The sequence below is a fragment of the Brevibacillus sp. B_LB10_24 genome (assembly GCF_046036945.1).
Lineage (GTDB): Bacteria > Bacillota > Bacilli > Brevibacillales > Brevibacillaceae > Brevibacillus_C.
This window is the reverse complement of sequence record NZ_JBJQOQ010000015.1, coordinates 41581-62186: the sequence shown is the minus strand read 5'-3', so window position 1 is coordinate 62186 and position 20606 is coordinate 41581. Positions and strand designations below refer to the sequence as shown.

The 20606-nt window shown below is 53.2% G+C and carries 11 protein-coding genes; 5 read left to right on the top strand and 6 right to left on the bottom strand.

Going from position 1 to position 20606, the window contains the following annotated elements; all coding sequences use genetic code 11:
• Nucleotides 1-17 precede the first annotated feature (17 nt).
• Together ACI7RC_RS15085 and ACI7RC_RS15080 are read left to right on the top strand one after the other, a co-directional pair.
• A complete protein-coding gene (locus ACI7RC_RS15085; RefSeq protein WP_408109052.1) occupies nt 18-9665 on the top strand; it encodes a Tc toxin subunit A-related protein in 9648 nt (3215 codons plus the stop codon).
• Nucleotides 9662-9985 carry a nucleotidyltransferase domain-containing protein gene (locus ACI7RC_RS15080; RefSeq protein ID WP_408109051.1) on the top strand — a complete coding sequence of 108 codons (324 nt, stop codon included), beginning with the start codon at nt 9662-9664 and terminating at the stop codon, nt 9983-9985. Before ACI7RC_RS15085 ends, ACI7RC_RS15080 begins: the two co-directional genes overlap by 4 nt.
• A gap of 172 nt (nt 9986-10157) precedes the next feature.
• Here ACI7RC_RS15080 and ACI7RC_RS15075 read toward each other — a convergent pair whose 3' ends face one another.
• Nucleotides 10158-11576 (bottom strand): sigma-54 interaction domain-containing protein, encoded by a 1419-nt coding sequence (locus tag ACI7RC_RS15075; protein ID WP_408109106.1) that lies wholly within the window; start codon nt 11574-11576, stop codon nt 10158-10160.
• Nucleotides 11577-12055: 479 nt separating this feature from the next.
• Here ACI7RC_RS15075 and ACI7RC_RS15070 point away from each other — a divergent pair, with 479 nt between their 5' ends.
• On the top strand, nt 12056-12976 hold the full coding sequence (locus ACI7RC_RS15070; RefSeq protein WP_408109050.1) for a proline dehydrogenase family protein: 921 nt from the start codon (nt 12056-12058) through the stop codon (nt 12974-12976).
• Nucleotides 12977-13076: 100 nt separating this feature from the next.
• Here the strand turns inward: ACI7RC_RS15070 and ACI7RC_RS15065 are convergent, their stop codons facing one another.
• The 3 genes from ACI7RC_RS15065 to ACI7RC_RS15055 form a co-directional block, all read right to left on the bottom strand.
• Nucleotides 13077-13967, bottom strand: coding sequence for an RNA polymerase sigma-70 factor (locus tag ACI7RC_RS15065; RefSeq protein WP_408109049.1), 891 nt, complete (start codon nt 13965-13967; stop codon nt 13077-13079).
• A gap of 15 nt (nt 13968-13982) precedes the next feature.
• Nucleotides 13983-15263, bottom strand: coding sequence for a phytoene desaturase family protein (locus ACI7RC_RS15060; protein ID WP_408109048.1), 1281 nt, complete (start codon nt 15261-15263; stop codon nt 13983-13985).
• Between the two features lie 184 nt (nt 15264-15447).
• On the bottom strand, nt 15448-16491 hold the full coding sequence (locus ACI7RC_RS15055; RefSeq protein ID WP_408109047.1) for an acyltransferase family protein: 1044 nt from the start codon (nt 16489-16491) through the stop codon (nt 15448-15450).
• Nucleotides 16492-16623: 132 nt separating this feature from the next.
• On the opposite strand from ACI7RC_RS15055, the gene ACI7RC_RS15050 reads away from it, so the two are divergent.
• Nucleotides 16624-17556, top strand: coding sequence for a DNA-3-methyladenine glycosylase family protein (locus ACI7RC_RS15050; protein ID WP_408109046.1), 933 nt, complete (start codon nt 16624-16626; stop codon nt 17554-17556).
• Between the two features lie 86 nt (nt 17557-17642).
• Entirely contained in the window at nt 17643-18950 is a 1308-nt protein-coding gene (locus ACI7RC_RS15045) for a bifunctional DedA family/phosphatase PAP2 family protein (RefSeq protein WP_408109045.1), read from the top strand.
• Between the two features lie 80 nt (nt 18951-19030).
• Here the strand turns inward: ACI7RC_RS15045 and ACI7RC_RS15040 are convergent, their stop codons facing one another.
• Together ACI7RC_RS15040 and ACI7RC_RS15035 are read right to left on the bottom strand one after the other, a co-directional pair.
• Entirely contained in the window at nt 19031-19954 is a 924-nt protein-coding gene (locus tag ACI7RC_RS15040; RefSeq protein WP_408109044.1) for a DMT family transporter, read from the bottom strand.
• Between the two features lie 146 nt (nt 19955-20100).
• Nucleotides 20101-20568, bottom strand: coding sequence for a DinB family protein (locus ACI7RC_RS15035; protein ID WP_408109043.1), 468 nt, complete (start codon nt 20566-20568; stop codon nt 20101-20103).
• Nucleotides 20569-20606: the final 38 nt, after the last annotated feature.

The window sequence follows — 20606 nt, the reverse complement described above, 5'->3', positions numbered from 1 at the left end:
GAAAGGAATGGCTGCGAATGATATACCAATTCGGGCACATCAAGATACCGCCGAAAATCAGTGTGCGAGAACAGGACAGCAAATCGATCGGTGATATTCAGTCTGCTCTTCAGGCGTTAGAGATCGACATCTCGCCGGGCGAACTTGCACGCAAAGAGATGGGGGAGTCTACCGCGGCGGGAATCAAAGCTTTTCAGGAACGCTCGGGCCTGCCGGCCGACGGCAAACTCACGCAAGCGACCGTGGATAAGCTGAATTCGGAGCTTATACACGACTTTGTGGTCAGGAGCAAAACGAGGACGCAGCGCTTGCAGCAGTTGCTGCAGCTTGTCGGACTGCAGATAGATTCGGAAGAAATCAAGAACAGGGCATTCGACCCCAGCACCAAAGAAGGACTTATACAATTTCAGAAACTAGCCGGACTGCTGCCAGACGGCCGGATTTCCGAAGACACCATTACAAAGCTCCGCACAGAGGCGATCAAGGTACGCTTTTCATCCAAGTCGCAAGTAGGCCAGCTTCAGCGTACCCTGCTTCGCGCATTGAATATTGCCAAGATCAAAGATGTGACGGTGGATCAAGGCGAATTGAAGGAGAAGAAGATTGGACCTACCATGCAATCGGCCATGAAAGCCGTCCAGAAAAAATACGGGTTGCCAGTCACAGGCGAACTGACTCCTGAAACCTACGACCTCCTTGTCTCGTTAGCAGCAAGTATTCCAAAACCGATCAACAAGATGAAGTCTGTTCAGGCGACAGAACTGAAACCGATCAAGAAAGTGGTCCGGCTGAACATGTGGGGCCCTCACGTCAATGACTTACAAACAGCCTTATCGCACCTGGGCTACCCGATTGATGAGACAGAATACAAAAATCAGCAGTTCGGCAAATCGACGAGAGAAGCGGTGCTGCAGTTCCAGCGCAGCCGGTCTCTGCCCGTAACCGGTAAGGTCGAAGGTGAAACCATGGCTGCACTCAACAGCGATATACGGCAGGTCAATCCTCAGGCTTTCAACAATATGTATCCCTGCCGTATTCGCGGCTCGGTACGTGATGAACTGTGGGTAGGCATGCCCGGCATCAAGGTGCAAATTTGGGTAAAGCCGATTGTTGGCGAACCGGTTTTTCTGGCTGAACGACAGACGTCCAGAAACGGCTTCTATGACATTCCATATGAAGCACCGTGCGATCCGTACACCGGGAAGGTACAGTCGGGGTTCTCGCTGCTTGTCAAGGCGATCGAAGCCGACAAACGGGAGATCGGCAGCCGGCAGATAACCAATCCACCCTTGATTTCCTGGGCCAACTTTACGCTAGGGAATTTTCCGTATCGCGGCAAATCCGTGTTCGAGGAAAGGACGGCGGCCGTTCAGAAGGTGATCGGAGGAGGCGTGATTGCCAAATTGGTCGAGATGGGAGAGAACAGGCAAATCAGTCAGACGGCAATGATGGCGGGGCTTTCCCCGGAGGACGTGATGCGTCTTGTACTTGCCTATCTCGTTTCTGCCGAAATTGGACATGACATATTAGGACCGGAAGTGTGCTACGCTTTTATCGGGCAAAATTTGCCGCCTGGCCTTCCCGGAGATCTGCTTCGGAGCACCGAAGAATGGGAACTTATCGAACATCTGGTTGAATTGACCGAAAGCGGTCTGGTATTCATGGACATCGGCCTGCAAGCTTCTGCTTTCAAGAATGCGATCGAGTTGAACCTGATTCCCATCGCCGTAATCCGGCAGCAGGAAGCTATTCTCGCTGCTCTGTCATCCCTGCAGCGATCATATGCCCTTGAAAAGCCAATTCTCATCGGCAACGGAAGCTTGAAAGCACTGATGGATGCCTCACCCATGATCCAATCGCACGCTGATGCCGTAGTCGATGCCTTTTTGCAATATAAAAACATGGATACAGATTTCTGGAATCATTTGAAACAAAATCCTGGCAAATTCGGCGGCACCGCCGCCGTGAAAGAATTTGAAACCGCAGCAAGCCTGGGGCATTTGACGAAAAATTTCATCCCCATGCTAACGCTGCTCAAGAAGAAAATTGCTGATTCGAATGTTCGGAATATTACGTCTGCACGTGCGCTGGCCAGACTTACGACCGATCAATTCATTGATCTGATCAAAGAGAACGGGGGACAGGTGCCTCCAAACACAGATGGCGATACACCGGAAGAACGGATACGGACATACGCGGCAACACTTGCCAGTCAGTGTGAGCAAATGTTTCCTGCAGATGTGCTGGCTGCTTATGTGGCACGCAGCGCCAACAGCCCGTTGTCGCGCGTATCGGACATACAGCAAATGCTTGTCGACCATCCTGATCTGGACCTGCGCAAGACAAACCTGGACGCTTTTTTTGCGGAACGGCAAATTTCCGATCCGGAGCTTTTGACTGAAGCGCGCGTGATGCAGCGGGTGCACCGTATTGCTCCTGCCGCTGCAACGGGAAAGGTACTTCTTGACCGAAAAATACACAATTCATCCCAGATTATATCCCTTGGCAAGGATCGGTTCTTGGATCTCATGACATCCACTGGACAGGTTAACCGCCGTACGGCCCTTACTGTGTACAGTATGGCAGAATTTCAGTATGCGCAAGTACTGCAGCGCATAACTGAATACCGCTTTGAGATGCATCGTGCCGATCCAAAAGCCATTATCGACTATACGTATCATCCCGACGAGCTTCCGACGCCCCTGGACATTCCAACTCTTGAAACACTTTTCGGTTCGCTTGACTACTGCAACTGCTCCCATTGCCAATCGGTATATAGTCCCGCAGCCTACTTGGCCGATGTACTGCAATATCTCGACAGCCACGACTCGGCTATAGCAGGCAAGACGGTCAAAGACATACTGTTTGACCGGCGCCCCGATATCGGAAATATCAAACTCAACTGTGAGAACACCGAGACCTCGCTCCCTTACATCGACCTGGTATGCGAAGTGCTGGAAAACGCCATCTCCGCTCCATCACCGACACCCGACTTTAACTTCCAGACAACAAGAACGGCTGAGGAACTGCGGGCATTCCCCGAGCATGTCAGGACAGAGGCATATGATACCCTCAAGACCGCCGATTACCCGCTTGATGTAAGCTTCCACCTGCAGCAGGAAGAGGTACGCGTATTCCTGCGGCATTTGGGGGTGCAGAGATGGGAATTGATGGAGAAATTTCAGGGGTTGGCTCACGTCGTCCCGACAACGCCGAGCGATGTTAGCATTGCCGGAGAGTACTGGGGCATGTCGACCCACGAGACAACAATCATCACCACACCTGCGAGTACCGTGGCGAAACAGACCATATATTGGGGCTTCGATGCAAGTGTTGCGCAGATTACCGTTGCCGCATTCATGCGCCGCAGCCGGCTCACCTACGGACAGCTCCTTGAACTGCTCAGCGTACGTTGGATCAATCCTCCTGAGGGGCCGAATCCGATGGCGGTCGAACGGCCGAACGCAACGTGCAATACCGAAGAACAGAAGCTCGTCGGTCTTACTGTCGACCGGCTCGACAAAATGCACCGTTTTTTGCGTCTGTGGCGGCACAGCGGCTGGATGATGTGGGAGTTGGATCTGCTCATTCGGAATGCATCGCTGGGCAGCAACCGGCTGGACAACGACGCGTTGGTGCATCTTAAACAATTCAGGCAGCTGCAGCAGCGCCTGGGATTGGGGATCGAGCAAGCGCTTATGCTGTACGGCGACATCAATACCGAAGAACGGTTCCAGCCCGATACGCCAGAGCGTAAGATCGAACCGCTGTACAGTGCGATGTTTCTCAATTCAGCCGTGATTCGGCCGACGGATCCGGCATTCGTCCTGCCGCTGGCGGGCACTGATCATCTGTCTGAACACAAGGCCGTCTTGCAAGCAGCCTTCTCGGTAAACGAAGAAGAGCTGAACCGTCTATTGGAGCAGCTCCCCAACGATAAACTCATCCTGCCGAACCTGTCCATGATCGGCCGCCGTGTATATCTGGCGCGCAGTCTGAACATGGAGATCAAGGATTTTCTGACGATGGAGGTGATGACCTCTACCGTTGGCGCATTCGCTTCACCGGAAGCAACCCTTGCAGTCATCGAGCAGATCGAGTGGACCAATAGGGCGGGAATGACAGCCGATGAACTGGATTATTTGCTGCACGATCGGAATGACTCGTTATTCAGCCTGCGCAGCGAGGCCATCGTGCAATTTGTAGAAGCGCTGCGCGAAGCACTGCGCAGCAGTAATGCTGAGGATCCCCGCGGAACGATAACTGCGCAGATTGCCAGTGCATTCGCGCTGCCTGCCGAGCAGGTACAAATGTTGCTTGTTACGGTTCAACTGGGCGGCAGCACCCTGGACGCCATCCTGAGCGACAAGACGCTGACCGAGCGAGATGATGCCGGAGCTTATACGAAGGACGTCACGGCAACGAACTTCCCGGCCATCTTTAAGGTCTATCGCTTCATGCACAAGGCCGCTATGCTGCTTACACGTCTTAAAGTCACTGCAGTCGATCTGAGGTGGCTTTTAACGAAGGCTTCAGGATTACAGTTGCTGGATCCGAGCGCGCTGCCGGTAGACGGCGATCCCTTGAGGCCGCTGTTTCCCGCCTGGTTATCCCTGTGCCAATGGCTGTATTTCAAGGAACAGTACCCCGAACCGGAGGATGTCAGCCTGAGATCGATCTTCGACAAGGCTTTAAACGCCCAAACACCTGAAGTCGAAATGAGGTCAGACATTGCCAGACTGATGCAGTGGAGTTCAAAGGAACTGGACGAACTTGCGGCCGGATTGGGTCTCCAACACGGCGGCAGCACATCCGACTATGGCCTCGTCTCCACGTATTTGCGCTTGCATGAATGCTTCATCCGGATCAAGCGCATCGGCGTTGGCGCCGGCTCGCTGCTGGCTTGGTCAAACCGCGATAATGACACGGACGGGGCACAGGCCGTCACGTCTCAGCAAATCCGGCATGCGGTCAAATCCAAGTATGATTTCAATGTCTGGCTCGAAAAGATCACCTCAATGGAGGATGAGATCCGCGAGAAGAAGAGAGACGCCTTGATAAGTTATTTGGTAGAAACCTCGCTGCGATCAGCCGATCCCGTCATTGTAGAGAACGGGAAAAGCTATCCCAATCCGGCCTATTGGGCCGATGCTAACGATCTACTAAACTATTTCTTGATCGATGTGGAAATGTCAGCTTGCCAGTTGACCAGCCGCATCAAGCAAGCTATCAGTTCGACGCAAATGTTCGTACAGCGATGCCTGCTCGGGCTTGAGCGGCCCTTTGTCGAAGTATCGCGGGCCGAATCGCAGGAGACCTCCTCCGATAACAGCTGGAACCAGTGGAGGTGGATGAAAAACTACCGGATATGGGAAGCCAACCGCAAGGTGTTCCTCTATCCTGAGAATTGGATAGAGCCCGAGCTTCGCGATGACAAGACGCCGTTCTTCGAAGAGCTGGAGTCGGAGATCATGCAGAAGGAGATTACCGACGAGAATGTACAGGCGGCCCTGCTGAACTATGTACAAAAAGTGCACGAGGTAGCGCGTCTCGATATAACTGGCGCCTATTACGAACTCGACGATACTAATCCGCAGCAAAACCTTCCGCCCGATATCAACGTGTTGCACGTCATCGGACGTACCCGGGCCCAACCCGCAATCTATTACTACCGGCGATTCGATCTGAACGACGGCGCATGGTCAGCCTGGGAAAGGATCGATCTGGACATTCAGAGCAACCAGGTGATACCTGTCGTCTACAACCGACAATTGTACTTGTTCTGGCTGACCTTCATCGAAAAGCCGCAGAAGGTTAAGAAACAGCCTCCGGCCCGGCCAACAAACGATACGACCGTACCCGAGACTCCTAATCAATTGGAAATCCAGTTGGCCTGGAGCCTCCGCAAAAACGGAGGCGGCTGGTCGGCCAAGCGGGTCTCGAAACAGAAGCTGATCCATCCGTGGCAGCGACCGCATTTCGCTTATAACCTGAAGCCGCGCTACAAGATACGAGAAAATCAGCTGTGGTTGGATCTCTATGTTTCCCAGACGCTGGAGTTCAACAATACACGGTTCTGGGATGCCTACCGCAACCAGCCGGATTTTGTCACGGGCACCCGTTTTCAAGAGAACGCGCGACCTTGGCATTCTTCTTCATTCGTGTTCGACGGCGAGATCGTGGATGTCAAAATGAAGGGACTGATAGGCAACTATCGTGTGCTTGGCAAAGACGGTATTGCATCCGATTCTACGACGCTCTCGACTTCCTATGACTTTGTGCACGACAACTACGGCGATGACGGGAGGAACATTCATCGGTTCTCGGGTCATTACGAGATCGCGCCGCGACTGCCTCTGCCGGAAGGCATGCACTATCACAATACACGCCTGGTCAACAACAAGTATACACTCAATGCCAACCGGGCCAACGTGCTTGAGAACGGCCACACCCGCACGTTGTTGAACGGAGCCAAGTCGCCGTTTGAGATTGTCTTTTCACAACACCAGCTCGCTTTCGACACGACCGCATGGGGACAGGTTCCATTCTTCTATCAGGACAACTTCCGTGCATTCTTCATCAAGCCGAGGGTGCAACAGGTGAGCATCGGGTACAATCAGACGCTGCAGACCTGCAACTATGATTTTTACCCATTCTATCATCCTTACACCGCATTGTTCATGAGGGAGCTTAAACGATCGGGCGTGGAAGGGCTGCTCAATCGCCGGATCCAAATCAAGCCGCAGGATTTTTATCCCAGCAACAGCTTTGACTTCTTAAGCTACTCTCCCGCTGCGATGAGCAAACCGGATCAGACAGCCAAACGCGACATTCTCGATTTCGAGCGTTACGGCGCTTACGCCATCTACAATTGGGAAATTTTCTTCCACGCTCCATTGATGATCGCTTGCAAGCTGAGCGCGAATCAACGGTTCGAGGAAGCGATGCGCTGGTTCCACTTCATCTTCGATCCGACCAATACCGAATCTTCCGAAGTGCCGCAGCGTTACTGGATCACGCGCCCATTTTACGAACAGAACAGTGAGGACTACCGCAATCAGCGGATCGAAGTGCTGCTGCAGAACATCGAGCAGCACACCGACGAGCTTAGGACTTGGAAAAATAATCCTTTCAAGCCGCATCTGATCGCGCGCTTCCGGCCGGTGGCTTACCAAAAAGCCGTGGTAATGAAGTACATCGACAATTTGATAGCCTGGGGTGATCAACTCTTCCGACAGGATTCGATCGAGACGATCAACGAGGCCACCACGCTCTACGTATTGGCTTATGAATTGCTGGGCCGGCGGCCGGTAAAAGTCCCCAATGTGGAACATGAAGACCGCTCTTACAACGAATTGGCGGCAGACGGTGCCTTGGATCGGTTTGGCAACAAGAGAGTGGATATCCTGATGGAAAATTTCACCGGTTCTCCCATACGGATCACCCGGACGTCGGAAGGAGCCGAGCCGCTGCCGAAACTGGATACATTCTATTTTCGTATCCCTGACAACGATAGCCTGCTTGAATATTGGAACACGGTGGAGGATCGGTTGTTCAAAATTCGCCACTGCATGAATATAGATGGCGTCGTACGTCAACTACCGCTGTTTGAGCCGCCGATCGATCCGGCTCTGCTGGTGAAGGCAGCGGCCAGCGGGGTGGATCTGGGCAGCGTGTTGTCCGATGTTACAACCGGACCGAGTCCTTATCGATTCCAACGGGTGGTTCAGAAAGCCAGGGAGTTGTGCGGAGAAGTCAAAGCACTGGGTGACAAGCTGCTCTCAGTGTTGGAGAAGTACGATGCTGAAGGCCTCTCCCTGCTTCGCTCAACCCAAGGCATCCAACTTCAGCAAGCCGTTCGCGAAGTGCGCAAGCAACAGATCCAGGAGGCAAACGAGATCTTGGCCAGCCTGGAACGGAGCAAAACGATGGCGCAGCAGAAAAAGGATTATTACGGTGGCCGCGATCTAATGAATGCCTGGGAATTTGTGAGCCTCGGGTTGGGCGGTACCTCCGCTTTGATTACGGGGACGCTTGGCATCGGTTACAGCTTGAAGGCCGCACTCGAACTCGTTCCCAAAGTGACCGCAGGCGCATCCGGGTTTGGTGGATCGCCGCATGTCACGGCTGATCCGGTCGACGGGGCGAAGCTGGGAGCCTCAGCCGGAGCCGCTTTGCAAGCGGTCAATACCGTGGCCAGTACCCTGGATAAGCTTGGCGCGTTGGCGGCCACGATGGGTAATTATACGCGGCGGAAAGAGGAATGGGACTTTCAGAGCGAGCTGGCAAGCACGGAGATTAAGCAGCTTGATAAGCAAATTGCTGCTGCGAAGGTAAGATTGGCCATCGCCCAGAAGGAGCTCGATAACCAGGATCTCCAGATCGACCAGTCTCGGGCGGCAGATGAGTACATGCGAAGCAAATACACCAATCAGCAATTGTATGATTGGCAAATCAAGCAACTCTCGGCCATCTATTTTCAAAGCTATCAGATGGCCTATGAGATGTCGAAGCGGGCTCAGCAGTGCTATCAGTTCGAGATAGGGGACTGGACGGAATCCTTCGTCCAATTTGGTTACTGGGATAGCTTGAAGAGGGGGCTGCTGGCCGGTGAACGGCTGGCCAACGATATATCCCGAATGGAATCAGCTTATTTAGAACAGAATAAGCGAGATTTTGAGATCACCAAACATGTTTCGCTGGTACAACTTGCACCACTGAAACTGGTGGAGCTCAAGCAGTCTGGAGCTTGTACCGTGACCTTGCCGGAATGGTTATTTGACATGGATTATCCGGGTCACTACCGACGCCGCATTAAATCCGTCTCGCTCAGCATCCCGTGCGTGGTCGGGCCGTACACCAGCTTGAACTGCACCGTGTCGCTTACCAACCACGGCATCCGCATGAAGGATGAGGTCGGAGGGAATTACGGGGATCCGCTGGTCGGCGGAGATGCCAGATTCTACAAGAGTCCGGCTCCTGTGACGATGATAGCCACCAGCCACGGTCAGAACGATGCCGGGATATTCGAGTTGAATTTTCAGGACGAACGTTTTCTGCCCTTCGAGGGGGCGGGGGCTGTTAGCGAATGGCGTCTCGAGCTGCCTCAGGAGAATAATCAGTTCGACTTGTCCACCATCTCCGACGTGATTCTGCACATTCGTTACACGGCAAGAGCAAGCAGCAATCAGGGTTTGATCCATGCAGCCCAAACCAACCTGAGAACCGTGCTTCCTTCAGCAGGTATACGATTACTAGTGTTAAACCACGAATTTGGTACGGCTTGGCAACGGTTCCTACATCCCGACGGAAACAGCGAACAAATCCTCGCTTTTACGCTGGAGAGGATGCACTTGCCGTTCTATGCGCGAGGCAAGACCAATATCAACCTTACGCATGTGGATCTGCTTGTAGAGGGCAAAGAGACCGGCAGCTTTGATGTCAAGCTAAAGGTTCCCGGAGTTTCCGCATCCGACGAGACAATGGACCCCGATCCGTCTTACGGCGAAAGGCAGCATCTTGTCAAGAGCGGTTTTGCTTCCGGTACGCCTTTCTTGGGAGAGTGGAGACTCCAGATCAAAAAAGTTGCGGACGGGGATTTCCGCTCCCTGCAGCCTGGTGATATCCGCAATGCCTATTTGGTCCTCGGATTCAAAACGTCATGAGACCGGTGCGAACTTTGCGGAACATGGCTGACGTAATTGTCCGCTGCTGCGCCCCCGAACAGATCCTGCTCTTTGGCTCCTATGCCAAAGAACAGAATAACCGGTACAGTGATTTGGATATCTTGGTAGTCGGCGATTTCCAGGAGCCATTCCATTTGAGGGGAGGGGAAGTACGGCAGTTACTTCGGCAACGCTATCCGATCCGAGTCGACCTGCATTTCCTCACGCCCGAAGAAGTCGCGGCTGAAGCGAACAAACCACATGGATTCGTCCATTCCATATTCGAGAGTGGGATGGTAATCTACAGGAAAACTGAATAAAACGAATATAGACAATAATCAAACTCCTGTGATATACTTAAGCCAAGCGGAAGTACTTAAAGTCGAAGTATTGTTGCGGGATTTTCTCAAAAGGAAAGGCTACGGCATAAAAAGACTTCTGACCAAAACAAGAGTCCCCACGGCCAAAATTTGCCCGTGGGTCTCTTTATTTCTATACATCCGCAATACCGTATTTCTGCAGCTTGTTGTACAGCGTGCCGCGCGATATGCCAAGCAGCTCGGCGGCCGCTTTTTTGTTGCCGTAGGTCTTGGTGAGTGCGGCCAGAATGCGGCTTCGTTCATCTTCCTCCCGAGCGAACGCCGCTCTCTCGGCTGTGAGCGGTATCGATTGGACAGCCGCGCGATATTCACTGACAGAAAGCCGCACACTCTGGCTGCGGTAGGAAGCGGGAAGGTGCTCAGGCTGCACGACACCGTCTTCCTGCAGGATGATCAGACGCTCGATCATATTGCGCAATTCGCGGATATTCCCCGGCCAGCTGTAATCGAGCAGCGCCTGCATGACTTCCGGCGCAATCCGCGGCACCGGTTGGTCGTGTGCGGAGGAGTACTCTTGCAAAAAGATCTGCACCAGCTCGGGCAGGTCTTCTTTTCGTTCGCGCAGGGCGGGAATCTCCAGAGAGAACACGTTGAGCCGGTAGTAGAGGTCCTCGCGAAACCGGCCTTCCGCCACCATCTGCTCCAATTGGCGGTTGGTGGCTGCGATGATGCGCGTGTTGACGGTGATCGGCTCCGTACCGCCTACCCGATAAAACTGACGCTCCTGCAGCGCCCGGAGCAATTTGACCTGCAGCTCCAGCGGCAGCTCGCCGATTTCGTCCAGCAGCAGTGTGCCGCCGTGCGCCAGCTCCATCTTCCCGGGTTTCCCCTTCTTTTCAGCACCCGTAAACGCTCCGCCCTGATAGCCGAACAGCTCGCTCTCGAACAAGGCCGCCGGGATCGCCCCGCAGTTGACGGCGATAAACGGCTTGTCGCTGCGGCGGCTGGCCTGGTGAAGCGCCCGGGCAAACAGTTCCTTGCCCACGCCGCTTTCCCCATACAAGAGTACGGTGGCATCCGTCTGGGCGACCTTTTTGGCCGATTGGATCGCCTGCTGGATGGCGATGGAATGCCCTTTGATCGAATAAAACGGGTCATCGGTCGCCTGGTAGCGGTTCATTTCCTGCTGCAGCGTGTGGAGATGGGCTGTAGTATGGGCCAATTGCTCGTGCAGCCGGACGAGCTCGGTAATATCCTGTTCAATGGAGAGCGCACCGATAATTTCCCCTTCCCGGCGAATCGGCGAAGAGTTGATCAACACATGCCGATCCGGCCGGGGAATGTGGTACAGCCGCTTTACGGCCATCCCCCCGCTGAGGGCATCCTTGAGGCGGATGGACTCGCTGGCGAAGTGGCGGTCAAGCGGCGTGCCGATCACGTTGTCGCCGGAGATTTCATAGATGTGTTCGGCAGCCGAATTCCAGTAGAGCACGGTATTGGACTTATCGACGATCGTGGTCGCTTCGCTCATCGTATCCAGCAGCGTCTCCAGCAGGACAGTCTGGTTGTCCAGGGCCTCCGAGAGCAGCATCAGCAGTTCGCTAAGCGGCAGCCAGCCCACGGGAGTCTGATCGGCATCGGTCGCGATGAGGCAGGCAGGAAGTTCCGCCTGGCTGTTTTCCAGGCCGCTGGTCAGCAGACGGCAGGCCTCGCGCAGGACCAGCTGGGAATCGATCGGCAGAGCAGTGAGCGCCTCTGCCTTTGTATGAGGGAAGCTGACACGCCAGAGCGGCTCGTCGCGTAAAATGACAGCATCAGGAGGTAATGGTCTCAGAAACAGGCCTAAAGGCCGATTTGGTGAAAAGAACGGCTTCAAAAGATCACATCCTCTACAGAAAGAAGGTTTGTTTAATCACCAGTGTATAACATTAGACATTGATTGTACATAAGTGTTAAAATATGAACATAAAGTGACGAAAGTTTGTCTGTTTTCTCTTTATTCTACTGTTGGCATGGTACTTGCTATGAACAAGTATAGAAGGAATGACCAACAAGAGGGGGATAAAAGCGGTGGAACAAGCAATGAGAAACTTTTTTCTGTTCCTGTCGAAAAACAAGTCGTTGAACGCGGCCGCTAAGAAGTGGGGGCTGCGCTTTGGAGCCACCCGATTTGTCGCTGGGGAGACGATATCCGAAGCGATACAGAAAGTCCGGGAGCTGAATGAAAAAGGCTTGCTTTGCACGCTGGATCATCTGGGGGAATTTGTCTTTAGCGAAGAAGAGGCAAACGAATCCGCTGACTACTGCATCATGACGCTGGAAGCGATCTGCGCATCGGGAGTAAACTGCAATCTTTCGCTTAAACTGACCCAGTTGGGATTGGATATCAGCCGTGATCTGTGCCTTCGCAACATGCGCCGGATTCTGGAAGCGGCGAAGAAAAATGGAAATATATTCGTGCGGATTGACATGGAGGATTACGCCCACAACGAAGTAACCCTGCAGATTTTGGACGAGTTGCTGCAGGATTTCGACAACGTCGGCACCGTCATCCAGGCGTACCTGTACAAATCCGCAGACGACATCGAGAAACTAAAAGACAGACATGTCAATCTGCGGCTGGTCAAGGGGGCGTACAAAGAGCCCGCAGAGGTAGCCTACCCGGAAAAAGCAGATGTCGATGAAAACTACAAAAAGATCATTTCGCAGCATATCTTGAACGGCAATTACGCTGCTGTGGCTACGCACGACGATCAGATTATCCACTACGTCAAGCGGCTGGTCGAGGAGCACAACATTCCCCGGGACCGCTTTGAGTTTCAGATGCTGTACGGGATCCGGACGCAGTCACAGATAGAACTGGCCAAGGAAGGATACCGCATGCGCGTCTACGTGCCCTACGGCAACGACTGGTACGGCTACTTCATGCGCCGGTTGGCGGAGCGTCCCGCTAACGTCGCGTTTGTGCTTAAGGGAATGGTCAGCAAATAGAAGAAGAGAGACAGGCTGTATGCGAATCGACAGCCTGTCTCTCTTTATTTGCGATTAAGAACATGACAGCTCCTCTACGGACACACCCCAAGCCAGAAGCCTATAAGCTGATATGCGCTAGTTTTTCCGGATTGACAACCAGATAAATGTGCGATATTCTGTCGCCCCGATATTGAAAAGTCCAGACCGACTGATATTCGGCAGAATGTGCGATCATTCCGGGCTCGCCGTTAACGGAGCAGAGTTGATACGAGACACCTGTAGTTGATTTTCCCATGATGCCGACAAAGAAACGGACAATTCGCTCCGCCGTGTAGATCGGATTGATCGGTGCTTTGACTTTCCCACCTCCATCGGAGAACAGAATGGCGTCTGGTGATAACAGCAGCAGCAGCTTCATGATATTGCCGGATGCAAGGAACTCTGCAAACTGTTCGACCTGAACCCCTTTCCTTACGTTCAGTTCAGCGCTGTCTTCGGGAAAGTCGCCGATGCTGCGCTTCGCCCGATGAAAAATTTGCCGGCAGTTCGAGCTGCTCTTGCCGACCATGGCAGCGATTTCGTCGTATTCGTATTCGAACACCTCGCGAAGCAAAAATACGGCTCGTTCTACAGCCGACAACTGTTGCAGCAAAAGTAAAAAGGCGGTAGACATTGATTCCTTCTGCAAGAAGGTGCTGGACGGATCGTTGTTTGCACCGCTGTTGCCGCTGCCCCCTTCCCTGACGCCGACGATCGGTTCGGGCAGCCACGGCCCGACGTACATCTCCCGCTTTTTGGCGTTTGACCGCAAAATATCAAGACATCGATTGGTGACGATTTTACACAAGTACGCTTTCATGTTGAGGATTTTATCCCTGGAAGATGCTTCGCTCAGGGAGAGAAAGGCTTCATGCACGATGTCTTCCGCATCCATGACGCTCCCCATCATGCGGTAGGCCAGCGAAAACAACAGCGGTTTGTAGGTGTGGTACAGTTGATCCGTATCCACAATATACCCTCGCTTTCATTTCAGGATCGGTACGGTTTTCAAAATGTGAAGCGCCGCTCGTTTGGCGCTGGCGAATGAAGCATCGACAAGCAGCTCGCCGTGTCCGGCCCAATCTCCGGCCACATACAGACCGCCGATTTGCGGCACCGCTGGCCCCGGCGACTCCCTGCGGCCTGTATGGTCGAAGTCCTGCAGCACCGTAATATTCGGCAAATACTGACGAACGGCCACTTCTTTCCGCCATCCAGGATGGAGCGTATCCAACGCTTTCTCCAGCATCGCTTCATCCGCTTTTGCTTCGCCTTTTTGCACTCCGTTGTATTTGATCAAGTGCACGACGGCCGTTCCGTCATCGCTCAATTTGGCGGCTCTCGACTGGTTCGTAAACAGCAACGGCTGATCGATCCCCATCGCAAACTGATGATTCGGATTTGGCAGCCGGCGCAAGCCAAGATCAAGACAGGCCGCTTTTACCGGCAGCGCCTGTTGCTTCCACTTCCACAGCGAAGTGCGCTCCGCATCTTTGATCATGCGGCAAGCCTCGGCAGGAGGAGCAGTGACGATTACCGCGGCGGCATCCAGAAACTCCCCGTTCGAACAGCGTACCTGACGAACGAGACCATTCTCGTGAATGATTTCTGCTGCGTTTTTGCCGGGGAATATCACCGCCCCGTACTTTTCGGCCAGGCGTTGCAGCTTCGCGACGATCGTTTCCCAGCCCCCGTCCACGTACAGAACGGATTCGTTCAGTGCTCTTTTTACCTGCTTTAGAGTCGACTGCGCCCACAGCAAGTCGGGATCGTTCACATACGTAGCGGTTCTGGTCAAAGCGTAGAACAAATGGCGGACCATCGGATCACGCACCTCCCGTTCTGTCCATTCCCGTAAAGAGACCGGCGGAACGGCATCCGTGTTGATTTTACCCAATTTCATCATGAGCCGTGCAAATTCCATTTTGCCTGATACGGAAAGCAGCGGAAAAGAAACCATGGACAGCAATCCGGTCGGCACCGGGAGCGCACTATTTTTCCACAACCCATAGGTTTTACCGGAGGGGATGCCCCCTTCAGGAGTAATGCCGAGCTCCTGTAATATCTCATACGCTTCCCCGCCACGGTATAATGCGTGGCCACCGAGATTCAGCTTGACGCCGTTTTTCGTAATCGTGTCCGCCCTGCCTCCTAAACGTTCCGATTTTTCCAGTACGGCAACCTTCTGGCCCGCCTTAGCCAAATAGACTGCAGCAGTCAGACCGGCAAGCCCTCCGCCTACGATCACCACATCGAATTTGTACATGATCTGCACTCCTTTTTATTATGGTAAAAACAAGACGGGGAGGGAAACGATTTTGTGACAGCTTTTCGGGAAAAAATTCTACCGTTTTGCCGATAGCAAAAGTTGATATAACGAAAGCTTAGGCAAAGAATGCACTGAAAACAAATAAAAAAAGACTCCCGGGTTGGAAGTCTTTTGAACAAGCCTATTGCGAAGTCTGCTTGAGCAAACGCCTCTGCTCTCTGCCTGCCCTGAGGGCACCCAGTATTTTTTCCATCGCCTTGACGCAGAGCAGCGAAACGACATAGGTCGCAATATAAATAGCGAACATATACAGAACCGAAAGCGATCTGTGGAAAAAGACTGTCTCCAGACGGTAGAAGGATTGAACCGCCTTGTCCCCGATGATGATAAACAGCGGGTGGAGCAGATAGATGTGAAAAGTCAGCCCTTTTTTGAACGGAGGGTGAATGTAATCCACCACACGGTTCAGTACGGCTGCTCCGGACAAGAGCAACAGGAACGATGCGATGACGAATACCAGATGATTCGCCGTGTAAAGCTTCGGCGACAGCACAAAGTAAATCGCGGAAAGCAGCGCCAATCCGGTTAACGTAAAGAGCACCAGGCGATGTTTTTCCATATAAAGGAATATGTTCTGCCGATACCAATACAGCAAGTGACCCAGGTACAGCGTAAAGATCCAGGTCGGCAGGAAATGGCGAATGCCAAGCCCCAACCAGCCGTGGGCGACGACATTGATAAACAAATACTGCAGGACGAAAAACAGCAGGCAGACGAAAAAGATGTTATTCTTGGTGATAAACCGGCGGAATACGTAGGCAAATACGTAATACTGGCAGATCATAAAGATAAAGTAGAGATGTCCTGCGGTATTGCCGAAAAATATATTTTTTATGTCTTCCAGTGTAGCAGGCACTCCCTTTTGCATGACGAAAAAGTACAGAATGCTGCTGAGTAGAAACGGGAGGTACACATAGGTGAATTTCCCGGAGAAATACCGCTTCCCGCTCGCCTTTTTTCCCGTTAGGCTGTGGGCAGTAAAAAATCCGGTAATCATCGTCAAGAGTACCGTGCCGTAACGACTGATTTGATTTAGCGCATCTTCCCAAATGGACCATTGGATATATCCGCTGACATCGGCGGTGTAATGGCCGGCCAGAACAAGAAATGACGAGAAAAGCTGCAAGAGAAACAGCGAGGAAAACAATCGCTTGTCCGTATACATTCCGAGCCCCCCGAAATAGATTTCCAGTCTTGGACGTCTGGGACGCATTATGTTGTATTATACCGTTTAGACGGACAAACACAATGTAAAATAATGTAAATCCTACTCCTACAGCAAAGGAGCCATTTTCATATGTTCCAACAGACGATCGTCATCAAGCCTCCCTACTCATTTCAACGGCTGCTGCACAGACTTGAATTTCATCCGGATCCGCAGCTGAGAATCGAGCGGGAGAGCAACACGCTGCACCGCGCCTTTCGCGTTGGCGGCCAGCCTGTGTTGGTCAGCCTGCGTTTTGACGGCAGTGTGGAAGAACCGCTGCTGCACATTAATACCCATGCCGCGCTTACGCCAGCTCGCCAGGCGGAGCTGCTTAAGCTGATCAGGCACAGCTTCAGCACAGACGTCGATTTGGCGCCGCTTTACGGCCACATGGCGGAGAATGAGCGTTTGCGCCTTTTGGCCGAACGGTTTCGCGGCTTGCGTTTCCTGCTGGATTCTGACCTGTTTGGCTCCATGGTGCGGACGATTCTCGGCCAGCAGGTAAACCTGGCGTTCGCCGCTGCGCTGACGGATCGGCTGCTCACACTGGCCGGAGATGTACTGGAGGACGAGCAAGGGAACCGCTATCTGGCCTTTCCTACGGCAGAGGCGGTTGCCCGCTTGGAGATCCCACAGTTGAGAGAATTGCAATTCAGCCAGCGGAAGGCGGAGTACATCATTGACTTTGCCCGGGCGGTGGTTGACGGGAAAGTAGACTTGGAGCGCTTACAGAGCATGACGGACGACGAAGTGATCGCCTGCCTGACTCCGCTGAGGGGGATTGGCCGCTGGTCCGTCGAATGCCTGCTGATGTTTGGGATGGGCAGGCCCGACCTGCTTCCGGCAGCGGACATCGGGCTTCGAAATGGCATTCAATTGGTGTACGGCATCGACGAAAAACTGTCGGAGGCCCAGATTCGCAGCATTGGGGAAGCGTGGGCGCCTTACCGCAGCTACGTCTCGCTGTACATCTGGGAAGCTGTGGGGGCGATGCGCAGAGGAGAGTGGCAGACAGACATCTGATCGGATGTCTTTTTTTGCGGATTCAGGCTTCCGTTCATGGGTATACTTAGCAAAATGCAGCCCATGGATTGGAAAGCAGGGGGATTATGCTTGACTGGATCATGCATTGGATAGACCAACACGGCTATATGGTGCTGTTTTTTGCTCCCATGCTGGAACTCCTTTTTCTGCCGATTTCAGCAGAAGTAGTGATGGGGTATGGCGGCGTTCTGGTTTTTCAGGGGAAGCTGAATTGGCTGGCAAGCATTTTCATGGCGGGGGCAGGGAGCACAATCGGCATGACCATCGCCTACTGGATCGGGTATAAGCTGGGTATTCCCTTTTTTGAAAAATATGGAAGCTGTATCCATATGGGACCGGAACGATTAGACAAGGCTTCCATGTGGTTTCAAAAGTACGGCAATAAAGTGATCATCGTCAATTATTTCATTACGGGCGTCCGGCATATCACAGGTTATTTTTCAGGTATTACCTGCATTCCCTTTCGAATGTATATCCTCTATGCCTGTACCGGTGCTTTCTTGTGGGCCGCAGTTTTTGTTTCCTTGGGCAAGCTTTTCGGGCCGCAGTGGGATCGGTACCACAACACCATCAAAAAATACCTGCTCATCATCACGGTGCTGGCCGCTGTTTTGTTCATTTTGTATTTCCTATATAAACGGTACAAGCTTCAGATTATCGAATTCACCGCAAGCACACTGAAACGAGGGGTGAAGATCTTTCATTCCTCGGGCCGTGTAAAAGCATTGGTAGCCGTGACGTTCGCCGCCTTTTTAACGCTTTTCGCGCTTACGGTCAGCTTGATCCAGGATTTTTTGGCAAACGAATTTTTGGATTTTGATCTGCTAGTCATGTTCATGATCCATTCGTTGTTCAATGAGAGTTGGGCGGCTTGGATGAATGGGTTCGCCTTCCTGGCTTCTTCTCTGGTATTACTGCCAGTTATTATCCTCACATTTTTGCGGATTGTGTGGAAAGGACGAGATCGTGCGCTCGAAGCTGTCTTTTTGCTGATCGTCGTCATCGGCGGAGAATTGTGGGAGGAGGGACTGCGGCGTCTGTTTCACCGGGTAGGACCGTTGTCTGCAAGCGGGAGGGAGCCATTAACGTTTCCCAGTGAACAGACCTTTACGGCCCTTGTTGTCCTCGGGTTTGCTGCTTTTATTTGGGTGCGGCACTCGAGTCAAACGTGGGTGCAGTATACTGCTCTTGTCACGGTGCTGGCCGCACTTGTATGCGTAGGACTTAGCCGCGTTTATTTTGACGTGCAGTATCCCAGCGATGTGGTGGCGGGATACGTATTTGGCGGGGTTTGGCTGAGTCTTGCTATCATGCTGCTGGAGATATTCCGGTTATTGCGAAAGGACAACGTGAATTCTCCCCGTCCCTCTTAAGCCGAATATCGGGAAAAGGCTGGCCTAAACGTACAAAAAGCCCCGTTACGGTCTTTATGCCGACCGCAACGGGGCTTGGCTTACATGGTCCCTTCGGGCGCTTCGCTGGATGCGCCCTTTTTGCTGACGTTGGACAGCGCCACGCCAAGCAGGATGAAACAAGCTCCGAGAAAGAATCCGAGGCTGAGATGCTCGCCCAGCAACAGCCAGCCGAACAGCGTGCCGACGATCGGTTGGACGAAGAAGAACCCGGCGGCGCTTCCCGCGCTCATCAGCTCAAAGCCCTTGTTCCACAGGTAGAAAGCGACGGCCGTCGAGATGGCGCCAATGTACAGGATGCCGAGCAAGGTCTGCCAGCCAAGCGACCAGTTTACCGGTGTGACGGCCAGTTCCCAGACCATCAGCGGGCTGCTGAACAACAGGCCAAACAGCGCGGCATACGCAGTCACGACCAGCGAGGAGTAGACTGCGGTAAACCGCTTGCTCATCACCGTGTACAAGCCCCAGCTTACCGCGGCGGCAAGCAGTATCAGGTTGCCTAGCAGCGAGGAACTGGTATCGCTGCCATCCGGGATTCCCACCACCACCAGCACGCCTGCGGTAGCCAGCACAATCCCTGCGATCTGGTAGAACGACAGCCTTTCGCGCAGCATCCAAACGGCAAACAGCGCGATAAAGGCCGGCGAGGCTGAAGTAATCAACGCGCCCATATGTGCCGTGGACAGCTTCGTGCCAAGGAACTGGGCGCCGATGGAGATCGTGACGCCGACAAATCCGATCGCCATCATGGCCGGCAGGTCTCGCCTCGCCACGTAACGCTTTTGCGCTACGACGATGCCGCCGAGGATAACAAGGGCAATGGCAAAGCGTATTTCCAGGAGCGTGAAGGGCGGGATGACGTCCAGCACCACTTTGCTGACGACGTAGACACCTCCCCAGATCGCCGCTGCCAGCGATAGGCAAATGCTTCCCCAGAGTTGTTTTTTCCACTTTTCATTCATCACAGATACATCCTCCCGGTTCTCATGTTAATAGGAAGCGATTCTTGCGAGCCGGGGGAATTACGTTCAGAAATCCGTCTTCATTCCCGTCCGGCTAGGAGAGGAATGAGCCGGGTACATCACACTCGAACAGTGTCTTGCACATGCGTTCACACCTCCTCTTTCATTTCTCCGCCGTATTTTCTGATCAGCCCGATTTGACCGGCGTGATACCCCATGTGGTAGGTAAGGCGACCCAGTGCCTCGCGGGGAGTCAGGACGCCGATTGGGGCTTCGACAGGCACGTCCCAGCTTTCAGCAGGCAGCGACTTCATGGCATCCAGCAAATGGGCGGAGGCTTGTTCCATAAATACCTGAAGCTGCGGCCAGTCGGTGTAGACGCCTTTGTCCTTGACCGGGCCAATGGTCGTCAAGGTTACCGATTCCGGCAGCGGGCGGGCGAAGAACATGGAAGCGAAGCGGTACTCTACTTCGGCGTTGTGGCGAACGAGAAATCCGAGCGAATTCGACCCCGGCGCGACCTTCCACGACAGCTGTTCCGGCTGCATGTCGGACAGGGTAGAGAGGTAGCGCTCACGGGCTTTAAGCCACAGCGGCTGCAGCGGTGCAAACGACATATACATCCTCCTTCAAGAGTTGGTGGCAAATGGGAATT

Coding starts and splice junctions, on each gene's coding strand:
- ACI7RC_RS15050 (WP_408109046.1), top strand. CDS start 16,624: ATGTTCCAACAGACGATCGTCATCAAGCCTCCCTACTCATTTCAACGG.
- ACI7RC_RS15045 (WP_408109045.1), top strand. CDS start 17,643: ATGCTTGACTGGATCATGCATTGGATAGACCAACACGGCTATATGGTG.
- ACI7RC_RS15075 (WP_408109106.1), bottom strand. CDS start 11,576: ATGCTGCTCTCGGAGGCCCTGGACAACCAGACTGTCCTGCTGGAGACG.
- ACI7RC_RS15080 (WP_408109051.1), top strand. CDS start 9,662: ATGAGACCGGTGCGAACTTTGCGGAACATGGCTGACGTAATTGTCCGC.
- ACI7RC_RS15060 (WP_408109048.1), bottom strand. CDS start 15,263: ATGTACAAATTCGATGTGGTGATCGTAGGCGGAGGGCTTGCCGGTCTG.
- ACI7RC_RS15085 (WP_408109052.1), top strand. CDS start 18: ATGATATACCAATTCGGGCACATCAAGATACCGCCGAAAATCAGTGTG.
- ACI7RC_RS15035 (WP_408109043.1), bottom strand. CDS start 20,568: ATGTCGTTTGCACCGCTGCAGCCGCTGTGGCTTAAAGCCCGTGAGCGC.
- ACI7RC_RS15055 (WP_408109047.1), bottom strand. CDS start 16,491: ATGTATACGGACAAGCGATTGTTTTCCTCGCTGTTTCTCTTGCAGCTT.